Annotated in this window: 8 protein-coding genes and 1 pseudogene; 5 read left to right on the forward strand and 4 right to left on the reverse strand. The window is 57.5% G+C overall.

The features are described from left to right. A partial coding sequence (locus Y707_RS24245; protein ID WP_162150193.1) for a glycosyltransferase family protein occupies window positions 1-1,207 on the reverse strand: 1,207 nt, incomplete at its 3' end. A gap of 245 nt (window positions 1,208-1,452) precedes the next feature. On the opposite strand from Y707_RS24245, the gene Y707_RS0107325 reads away from it, so the two are divergent. The 4 genes from Y707_RS0107325 (at window position 1,453) to Y707_RS24260 (ending at window position 6,379) form a co-directional block, all read left to right on the forward strand. Beyond that, a complete protein-coding gene (locus Y707_RS0107325) occupies window positions 1,453-2,691 on the forward strand; it encodes a CDP-glycerol glycerophosphotransferase family protein (RefSeq protein ID WP_155852803.1) in 1,239 nt (412 codons plus the stop codon). A gap of 7 nt (window positions 2,692-2,698) precedes the next feature. Further along, complete coding sequence (locus Y707_RS24250) at window positions 2,699-3,886, forward strand: CDP-glycerol glycerophosphotransferase family protein (protein ID WP_051441746.1); 1,188 nt, start codon at window positions 2,699-2,701, stop codon at window positions 3,884-3,886. A 52-nt stretch (window positions 3,887-3,938) separates the two neighbouring features. Then, entirely contained in the window at window positions 3,939-5,789 is a 1,851-nt protein-coding gene (locus tag Y707_RS28865) for a glycosyltransferase (protein WP_026534585.1), read from the forward strand. A 146-nt stretch (window positions 5,790-5,935) separates the two neighbouring features. Next, window positions 5,936-6,379, forward strand: coding sequence for a DUF488 domain-containing protein (locus Y707_RS24260; RefSeq protein WP_253905097.1), 444 nt, complete (start codon window positions 5,936-5,938; stop codon window positions 6,377-6,379). A gap of 17 nt (window positions 6,380-6,396) precedes the next feature. Here the strand turns inward: Y707_RS24260 and Y707_RS33445 are convergent, their stop codons facing one another. The 3 genes and pseudogenes from Y707_RS33445 to Y707_RS33450 form a co-directional block, all read right to left on the reverse strand. After that, window positions 6,397-6,861, reverse strand: coding sequence for an SPW repeat protein (locus tag Y707_RS33445; protein ID WP_081744699.1), 465 nt, complete (start codon window positions 6,859-6,861; stop codon window positions 6,397-6,399). Between the two features lie 78 nt (window positions 6,862-6,939). Then, a complete protein-coding gene (locus tag Y707_RS0107350) occupies window positions 6,940-8,679 on the reverse strand; it encodes an acyltransferase family protein (RefSeq protein ID WP_081744700.1) in 1,740 nt (579 codons plus the stop codon). Further along, a pseudogene (locus Y707_RS33450) lies at window positions 8,661-8,987 on the reverse strand (acyltransferase family protein); the annotation flags it as partial. The gene Y707_RS0107350 and the pseudogene Y707_RS33450, both read right to left, overlap by 19 nt. A gap of 153 nt (window positions 8,988-9,140) precedes the next feature. Between Y707_RS33450 and Y707_RS0107360 the strand changes: the two are divergent. Beyond that, a partial coding sequence (locus tag Y707_RS0107360) for an IS1380 family transposase (RefSeq protein WP_051441748.1) occupies window positions 9,141-10,404 on the forward strand: 1,264 nt, incomplete at its 3' end.

A 10,404-nucleotide genomic window follows, 5' to 3' on the forward strand; every position in this document is an offset into this window, starting at 1 on the left:
AGGAATACGAGGACCTTGCAAATTCGCCAGCCACATTGTTTGTGAACCCCTCCAGATGGATGGATTCTCCCATCTGGTTATCGCTAATCAACTGGCTCAGAAAATCAACTTGAGAACCTGAACCGAAGATATGAAGGGATGAAGCCTTTTCCGGAGTGTTGAGTGCTGATACTGCCCGGACTGCATGGTCAACCTGCTTTCGACTGTCCAAACTTGCCACAATGATCCCCCGGGCTTCATCCCGTTCCTTCGTCTCGACTTTTTGGGAACCGGGGTTCCAACTATTCGGGATGACAGTCAGATTGCCGAAGTCACCCAAACGCATGGCTGTATGGAACTTCTGGCGATCGGTTAGGAGCACGACCCCGTCGAACCGTTCCAAACCTGCAAAGGCGTCCCTGCGCACGCGGCTCAACGGCGCATAGGGCGAACGTACCCGCCAATCAATATGCGCACCATGGACCATATACATCGTGGTGACATTCGAGCGGCGATATTGCGCAATAAAGTCAGCGGCGAACTTGCTGTCTACGATCACGAAAGCGTCATCGCCGGCCGTGAGCTGATCAAGCCATAAGTGATACAGGGCTGACGAGTTAGTCAACGTTCTAACCGGCTTCCCTGAGCTATCGCAGAGGAAAATCCGGCGGACTGTTTTTTTTCCTTCGGCGACTGCAACGTCGAAACGATCTGATACAAGCAGCGAACCGTCTTGCCGGTAATAGTCCTGTTGCAGAAGGGTTTTCCCGTCCTGGGAGTAACGCCTTCGACGGTCCATTCGATTCTGATTTGGTGCTTCCGACGCGTCCAACGGCTTGAAGTCCTCCCGGCTTTGCCTGTCGCCCAGAGCACGAAGGCGCCTATCGTCTAGATCCGCTAGCCACTCCCACAGGTTCAGCAGTTCGACGCCTTTAGTGAGGGCAGCTCTACGCTGCAGCGCTTCCCGTGCATCTTCGTAATTTGGACGCCAGTCGAAGGTAAGTACCGTAACGTTCAAACCGGCCTCCCGCGCAAGGGCGCGTGAACGATGGAACAATGCGTTCGTCATGCCGCCATAGTTGTCCGGAATTGCCCATGTGACGACAAAGTGTTTGGCGCGGGCTACCGAATCGCCGGGCCTGGTCGGTCCACCGCCGGTACCTCGAGCCGAAATACCCCGGCCGATGCGATTCAGGATGCGCCGTGGTACTTCAGTGGAAATAGGCACGCAATGATCACCTTTCGAGACAGTACAAGTCTGGTTGAGTTGGAAGGACGGCATCAGTCATGGGGAACCAGAAACTCCCCACAGCTGAAACTGTCTGTGTTTGTTGCTAAGCGTACGTGGCAAGTGGCCGAACCTGCTACCGTAACGTGAAGCGAAAGGCTTGTGTTGCACAGTTGGCTGGAGCAGCAGGGCGAACTTCGAATTAGAGGAATGAGTTGAAGGACTGGATCGGTAAAAAGGTGCAAGTGGCGGTTTCGTCACCGACTGGCATCTGGTTGCGCAACTGGATGGGCCTACGCGGTGCGTCCCGGTCCAACCATGAAATCCATGGCATCTCTGTTCCTGCGGATGTCGTAGTCTATTTCAGCGATGTCGCAGCGAAGGCCTATCAACTCGAACAATGGCTCCCCGTGCTCGAACGTCTAAACCGCGATCACAAGGTCCTGCTTGTCTTCCGGAAGGTTGGTGCGCTGCGCGAATTGCGGAGACGCACATCCCTTTCGATGATATTCGCCCGGCGTTTCGACGATCTCATGGAACTCTTCGACGCCAACGACTACTCCCTTGGCATCTATGTCAATAATGGCGTGAACAATTTCCAGTCGCTGACCTTCGCCCGCATGGTCCACGTTCACGTCAATCACGGTGAAAGCGACAAGCTTTCCATGGTGTCCAATCAGGTCAAGGCTTACGACAAGGTTTTCATCGCGGGTCCTGCGGCATTGGAACGACACCGTTCGGTCCTTCTCGATTTCGACGAATCGAAGCTCGTGATGGTGGGACGGCCACAACTGGACCTCGGCTACCCCCCGGAGCTCGAACCTTCCGCGTTGCGGACTGTAATGTACGCGCCAACGTGGGAAGGTGAAAACGAGTCGAACAATTACACATCGCTGGATGTGTATGGACGGCAAATCGTAGATGCCTTGCTCGCCCTCCCCGATACACGGGTGGTCTACAAACCGCATCCCCGTGTTGCGTCGAGCCCGAACCGGGACGTTGCGCAGGCACACGAAGAAATTGTCCAGGCGATCGAAGAAGCGAATATTGACCGTCAGACCCCGCACATAGTCTCTGAGCAGGGAAATATTCTTGCAATGTTCGGCGGCGTCGATGGGCTGGTAACCGATGTGTCCAGCGTTGGTTTGGATTTTCTTTACCTTTATCCGGAACGGCCACTGGTCCTTACTGACCGGAGGACGGATAGGCCTTGTCTCGAACGCGACGCGCCAGTCGCCCGTTCCTGCCCCGTCATCGACGGCGATTCTGTGAACGAAGCGTATGGCTTGATATCCGCTGCCTTGGAACAGGATAAGTCTTCAGCAGAACGCGCCGAGGTGCGCCGATTCTACTTTGGTGACCTTGCCAAGGGAGATTCAACGGACATCTTCGTCTCAACCGTTCACGACCTGATTACTGAGCGCAGGAAGAAACTTGTGAACCATCAGTTCCATGCCAGCGCCGGAGAAGCAGCGGACGAGTAGGTCGGGCTTGTCACTGTTGAAGAAGTCTGCGCGGGGAGCCAACGTCATCCTCAGGCGGACAGCGAATGTATGGCTTGAAGCGAAGGCCAGGCGCCGGCTCGCTGGTCAACTCCCAACGGCGGGAAGCGTTGAATGTGCCCTGTACTTTGCCGACGAACGAATCAACGCCTATCAGGTACGCCAGTGGTATGAGCCCATGCGGCGGCTGTCGGAATCCCATCCCGTTGCCCTGCTGGTCCGCACTCCGCGGGCCGCTCTCGACCTGATCGTTGACTGTCCGTTACCGATCGTACTGGCCACGAGTATGCCTGAGCAGGAGCGCTTCCTCGGTTCTCACCCGATACAGATCTTTTTTTATGTGAACAACAACAAGGAAAATTTCCTGCCGCTGCGCTTTACTGAACCCGTCCATATCCACCTGAGCCATGGCGAGAGCGATAAGACCTCTATGGCATCGAACCAGCTGAAGGCTTACGACTACGCCTTTGTAGCCGGCGCCGCATCACGGGACCGCATCCAGAGGCAACTGCGGAATTTCGACGTCGGACATCTTCTGGAAATTGGCCGGCCCCAACTTGACGTACCGAGGAACCCACGTCCAATGCCCGACGACGGCCGGACAGTCGTTCTCTATGCTCCCACTTGGGAGGGGGACCGGGCAGCCATGGCGTACGGCTCCATCGTTTCGCACGGCGAAACTATAGTTGCCGAATTACTCGCGGATCCCCGCTTCCGGCTCGTTTACCGTCCACACCCCAGGGTTGGGGTCCAGGACAAGCGCCAGGCGGTTGCGTCAGCGACGATTAAATCAGCCATAGCCAGGGCTAATGAAGCAGATCCGGATGCCCACCACGTTGTGGACGATGCTCGGGAATTCGGTTGGCCGATGGACGCTGCCGACGTCGGCATTGTCGATATCTCTGCCATGGCCGCCGACTGGCTATCCACCCGTAAACCCATGATTGTGACAAAGCCATCCGAACCCAGTGCCAAAGTGGATCCGGATGGTCTGGCCGGCGCACTGTGGCTGATGCCGGAGTCGGAAGCTCCTGAAGTGCGTCAAATCATTGAGCGGCTTATGAGGGCAGGAACCCCTCAGGAGCAACTCGCCCAGGTCGAGTATCACTTCGGTGACACCGCCCCGGGAGCGTGCATGAGCCGGTTCCTCCGGGCTGTCGAAGAGGTGTTGGACTGAACCTGAATCCGACTGGGTATGCTGGACGGTGATTCGTCGAGAGGAAATCAGTGTGCCCAGCAACGTAAACCTTCCCCCATTCCGGTACTTCATGGTGACGTGGGGAGTCGGCGTGGAGTTTGGTGGCATGACAACAATGTGTCTCACCCGGTCCCGGACAATGCGACAGCTCGCCGGAATCCATGCCCCGGTCATCACCTTCGACGTCCAACCGAATTACGAGGACATTTGCGCGAACCTGATGAGGGCGGGGCACATTGTGGACGGCCAAAACATCCTCAACATTTATCATGACTACCGTTCCAAGGATCTTTCTGGTCGCCCGTCTATCGACGCGCAAAATACGAGTGAGCCGCTCGAGCAACTGAGCGACGTCCAGACGCAGACAGTGCGGGATGCTGAGGGGTCGGTTTTTTGCCGGGTACTCCGCACCCTCGATGCCGAGACGGAGATCCGGCGCGAATACTTCCGGCAGGATGGCAGCACTTTTCTTTTAGAGGAGGCCAAGCCGAAAGCCGGCAGTGGGGAGGGACGCTCGATCTCGTTGCTCGACAACGACGGCCGGTGCGTGGCAGCTTTTGCCAGCCGGCACGAGTTTTATCAAGCCTGGATGCTGGAGTTGACGGGCGGTGAGCCCAGCGTCTTTATTGTCGATAGTCAACAAACCATAAAACATGTGGGCACGCTCGACGCCGACCACATCATGAAGTTTGCCGTCTTTCATAACAGTCACATTTCCGGTGGCGGAGACCCGTTGAGGGGCAAACTGGCTCCGGGACGGCGGGAGCTAACAGAGTTTTCCCAACGGTGGGATGGACTACTCTTCCTGACTGAACGCCATAAGCAGGATTTCATTGACAGGTATGGGACCGCGAATAATCTCTTCTGCCTGTCCAATCCTTCACCCCGCGCCGATGCGCTGCCGCCATTCGGGCAACGGAATCCTCACCGGGGCGTTATGGTGTGCCGGCTTGAAGAAGTCAAGAACGTCCGTGCGGCCATCGACGTAACCAATATCGTCCGCCGGTCCGTACCGACGGTTAAATTGGACGTTTATGGGACCGGTAAGCAGCGTCATGAGCTGCAGGAGCATATCGAGGAGCTGGGGCTGCAGGACCACGTCGAACTGCATGGGTATCTTCCGATGGCATCAGCGCAATTCAAGACTGCCGCGTTTTCCCTGTTGACCAGCAGTAAGGAGGGCCAGCCACTCGCCCTGCTGGAGAGTCTGGGCCTCGGCTGTCCTCCAGTCGCATACGACATCCGCTACGGCCCCGAAGACGTCCTGGAAGATGGTGTAGATGGTTTCCTCGTGCCGCGGGGAGATATCGAAGCAGCGGCGGCGGCAATTGTGCAACTGTGCACTGACAGTGCCTTCGCTGAGAAGCTGAGTGCGCGCGCGTGGGAGGGCACCCGGAAGTTTGGTTTCGGGGGAGTGCTGGAACGTTTAGGAACGATAGTGCAAAAAGCATGGGAACAACGAACAGATCGGCTGAAAATGGACGAAATGCAATTCGTATGTGAACGGTCGGCTGTGTTGAGCACCGGAGAGCTAGAGCTCATAGGCAGGTTCACTTGGGATCAGTCAGCAGGCGAACCGGCCGAAAACCAGCTTTCGGCCGCGCTTCAGGTCATTCCAAGGAAAGACGGCCCCACACATTCGTTCCCCGGCGAGATTCTTTCACGCACACCCGGGGAGATCTCGGCGCGTTTCCTTGCCGGACTGGATGAACTTGGAGCGGGTGCATCGAAGGACGACCTGCTGGATGCCTTCGTGCTGATTACCGGCCGCAACGTTTTGTACCGGCATCGTGTGGAGTTCAGTTCAGGACATGCACAATGGATTCCGTGCTCCACGGCCAAGGGCAAGTTGAGCTTCAAGGCTGCCCCCGCGTCATCGTAAGGGTTGGCTCGGTGGGTACGGCCAGGAGCGGAATATGATCACGACAGGACCGTTATTGTTCACGGTGGGACACGGAGCAGCGCCACAGTCGGATTTTTACACAACTTCTCAATGACAACGACATCCAGTCCCTCGTCGACGTCCGGATTGGTCCTGGAAGCCGAAAGCACCCACACTTTGGTAAGGACCGCCTGCAGGAATGGTTGCCGGCAGCAGGGATCGGATACCGATGGGAGAAGCGGCTCGGCGGTTTCCGGAAGCTCCTGCCGGACTCGCCGGACCTGGCGTTGCGGAATGAGTCATTCCGGGCCTATGCAGGGTATATGCGCTCCGATGAATTTCTTGCTGCCCTCACTGAGCTCATCGCTGACGCGAGTGGACGCCATACGGCGATCATGTGCAGCGAAACCGTCTGGTGGCGTTGCCATCGACGATTGATCGCGGACCATGGCGTCCTGCTAGATGGACTCGATGTCCGGCATCTTATGCCCAAGGGAAGGACGACGGCACACAAACCAACCGATGGGGTCAGGGCCGCTGAAGGCGAACTGATATACGACGTCGTTAGCAAAGCGGACATCGGATCCTGACTCCTGACTCCCCGCCGTCACGCTGCCCGCGGAGGACCTGTTTCCTGACGGTGAACCTTCTTGCCGCGGATGGCAGATCCCAATCCAATGACGAACGCTGTGAAGCCGATCAGCCATGCGATCCAGGCAGAGCCTGCATTTGCTGTGTAGCCGAGAACCCAAGGTGTCAGAAACAGCAATAATCCAAATACTGCCTCGAACCAGAACACGGAGACGGCGTTGGGAGCTGCGAGGTTGATTACGGCGGCCAACACGAGTAGCCCGCCCAAGAGTGCCAGAGTGCCAGAGCGCCGGCGGAAGCCGGAGTGGTGGGAAAGAACGACGGGGAAAATGCGGCAATGATTCCGCCGGCGATAATGATCCAGTCGGGTAAACGCGTCCATGCCTTCATTAGTGCCACGCTCCTTTGGTTGGGTTCGCCCTATAGTCAGTATGCTGAGTGAACGCTGTCTGATCAACCTTGGGAAGAACCGCAGTGACATACTTCAATCGGCGGGGGACTTGTCGACGTCGCCGGCCTGATGCGTATGCACCCCGGGACTTGGGTGGGGGCCGGATAGCTAGAGTGCTTGACGAATGGCATTCGACAAATACGGTGCCAAGGTGCGCGCATATGTAGCAGTTATATGCGAACCGTCGAAGTATACAACGACGCCTCCAATAACCGCCCGGCATCGGTCTTCTCCACAGAAATAGCTGTCAAGATTGACCGCATGGATGTTGGGGCGTGCCAGCTCTTTTGCCGCTGCGAACAATGGAGTCATAACATGCCATTCCTCAGGCGTACCAGAGCATGACAAGTGGTTTTCGAGGTTCTCCGCTAAACAGTCTGGTACGGAGCCACCGGGAAAAGTCGGATCTTTAATGATCACCAGATTGGTGCCGCCCTCGGACCAGTCTTTGAGGTAGGAGATGTACCCGTTCTTTGCCGGTTCAGCGGAATTTGCATAGTTGTAGCCTTGAACTGGCACCGACTGCCTTTCTGACGTAATGACAAGGTCATACTTGGTGCTTTTAGTTTCCTCCATGGCCCAGCGGCCCCACTCCAGACAGTTCTCCGTCTTTTCTGGAGTATCAAAAGTCAGCGGCGCGTCTGTCGGGTTACACCGCGAGACTAGATATGTCGTTATAGTCCATCCCTTTTGTTCGGCGATGATCTGGAGGGCTGGCAACCAGTGTCCAGCATGGGAATTGCCCACGAGCGCTACCTGTTTCGGGCCGGAGCCGTAAGTACATTTCGTTCGCTCGGTAAATGGGGCGTTATTCCAGCAGTGATCCTCGTAGGCCTCAGCCTTATCCGTTCTTGCGAGAGTGAGGTCGGGGACAGGGTCAGCCGTCGGATCCTGCGGGCACTTATCAAATCCTGCAGCAATCGAAGACGCGCCGAAACATGGGTCGTTACCATTGACGGCTGACTTCAACTGATTGGTGGCCACAGTTTGGCGGTACTCCACTTCCGCCAGCTGGCCGGCGGACAATGCCACAACCGTTATCATTCCCACGCCCGCGAGACGATACGTTGCCGCCAGCGATGCGCCTGGCTTACTGACGCGATACCGATCCTCAATGAACTTTTTACTGGCTCCTGCCAGCAGCAGCGTCGCGACGAGGATGAATGCCTTGTCCAACCTTCCGAGATGTCCACCACTGACATAGGGGATCAACGCAATCAGCGGCCAATGCCATAGGTACACGGAGTAGGAAACGTTCCCAAGCCACTGGATGGGGCGAAGCCGGAACACGTTGGTCGGTGAGAAGGCACCGCATGCGCCAGTCCAAATGACGAGAGCTGTGCCGAGTACTGGTACGAGCGCTGCATATCCGGGGAATGGAGTTGAGCCGCTGTAGTACACAGCAGAAATCACGATGGCCGTTACTCCGAGCCATGCTAGAAGCGGCCCAAAGCTGGACGCCAATCTTGTCGACATGATTGGCAGAGTCGCTATTGCTCCACCCATGGCGAGTTCCCACATGCGGGTGGGGGTAATAAAGTATGCGCTGGCAGGCTCGTTGATAGTCGCCGTCACGGAGATGGCAAGTGACAGGCAAATTACGCCTGAGATCACCGTCTGCGCAGTGGTCCTTGGCGAAAGCTTAAAGCGGCGGGCCACCCAGAATGCGGCGAGTAAAAGTATCGGCCACAGCAGATAGAACTGTTCTTCCACCGAAAGGGACCAGAAATGTTGGACCGGAGAAGCACTATTGTCAGCGGCCAAGTAATCCGTCGCGGACGACGCCAACGCCCAGTTCTCAATATATATAAAGCAGAAGCAAGGATTTCCCGTGATATCTGCTCCCACTGGGTAGGCGGTGCCAGCAGACGGGTTGCCACGGCGGTTATTGCCAGAACAACAAGGGACGCAGGGAGTAGCCGTCTAATACGACGACTCCAAAATCTCGCTAGATCATGGAACCGGGCCGGCGGTTTAGCGAGCAAGTGCGCTGTTATGAGGTAACCGGAGATGACGAAGAAAGCGTCTACTCCAACGAACCCGCCGGAAAGCCGGTTCGGCCAAAGGTGGTATAACACCACTAGACTTACGGCCAGCGCGCGAAGTCCTTGGATATCTTTTCGAAAGCCCTGCCCGTCCTTAAGGGCAGGTTCCATGACGGCAGTAATGTGACTTCTCCTTATACTAGCCCGGGGTTTTCATCGTTGATTGGCTGAAGGTGTGTGTTTAAGCAGGGGAAGGGTGCTCTGACAAGGGAAAATAGAGGTTGTTGAAGCCAAATTTTCCACTTACGAAGGAGCACCCTTCCGGTGACGATTCTACCGTCTGTTTTCCCGTCTTTGCCCGTCGATTTCACCGGCCAGTCGCTGATCTCCCATGCGGGTGCGAAACTGTTGACTGAGTTCGTTGATGCCCTGGGTTTCCGTGGACTGTGTGAGGACCGGTTGGGCCAGTTCGTCCCCGCCGGTGCCAGCCACCGCCCCGGTACGGTGATCGGCCAGTTGGCGTTGATGCTCGCCGCCGGCGGTGAACATGTCTCGGACCTTGATATGTTCCGCTCCCAGCCCGAGGCCTTCGGTGCGGTGGCCTCCAATGCCACGGTCTCGCGGTTTTTCGATCGCGCCGCAGCGAGTCCGGAAGCTTTCACCCACGGAACGCAGACCTTGTCGCGGATGCTGCGCACGATGGTCTGGGAAGCGGCCGGTGACCGGAGCCCGGCGGCCCGGGCCACCGCGGCCGACCCCGCGGTCCTGGACATTGATGCGACCCTGGTGGCATCGCACTCGGACAAGGAATCCGTTGCCGGGGACTACAAGGGCGGCTACGGTTTCTCACCATTCATTGCCAGCATCGATTACGGGCCAGCCGATGGCACCGGCGAGATCCTCGCCGCGCTCCTGCGCCCGGGCAACGCCGGAGCCAACAGCGCCGACGACCACATCAGTGTCTTCGATACCGCCACGGCGGCACTGCCCGACGGATTCCATGACCAGATCGGGCAACTGATTGGTGAGAAGGTGCTGATCCGTACCGACAGCGCCGGAGCCTCCCGCAAGTTCCTTTGGCACATCCACGAGGCCGGCGCCCAGTTCTCCGTGTCCTACCCGGTTCCGTCCGGTAAGGCACACATGGTCGACTGGATCAGCGACAAACAATACTGGGAACCGGCCCTGAATACCGATGGCAGCGAACGCGCCGACGCGTGGGTCATCAACGCCACCGACGTCATACCCCTGGCCGATTATCCGCCCGGGACGAAACTGTTCCTGCGCGCCGAACCCCTGCACCCCGGCGCCCAGCCCACCCTGCTGGACGTGGATGGTCACCGGATCACCGCATTTCTGACGAACTCGCCACGCTGGCACGGACCCACCCTTGATGCCTGCCACCGGGCACGGGGCCGGTGCGAGAACCGGATCAAGACACTGAAAAACAGCGGAATGCGGAAACTGCCGTTCTTCGATTTTGCGGCGAACCAGGCATGGGCGGACATCGCAGCGCTGGCCTCGAACCTGATCGCCTGGCTGCAGATCAGCGCCATCCCCACCAGCCACCGCGCCCGCTTCTGGGACG

This window comes from Arthrobacter sp. H14 (assembly GCF_000520495.1).
Taxonomy (GTDB): Bacteria; Actinomycetota; Actinomycetes; order Actinomycetales; family Micrococcaceae; genus Arthrobacter_C.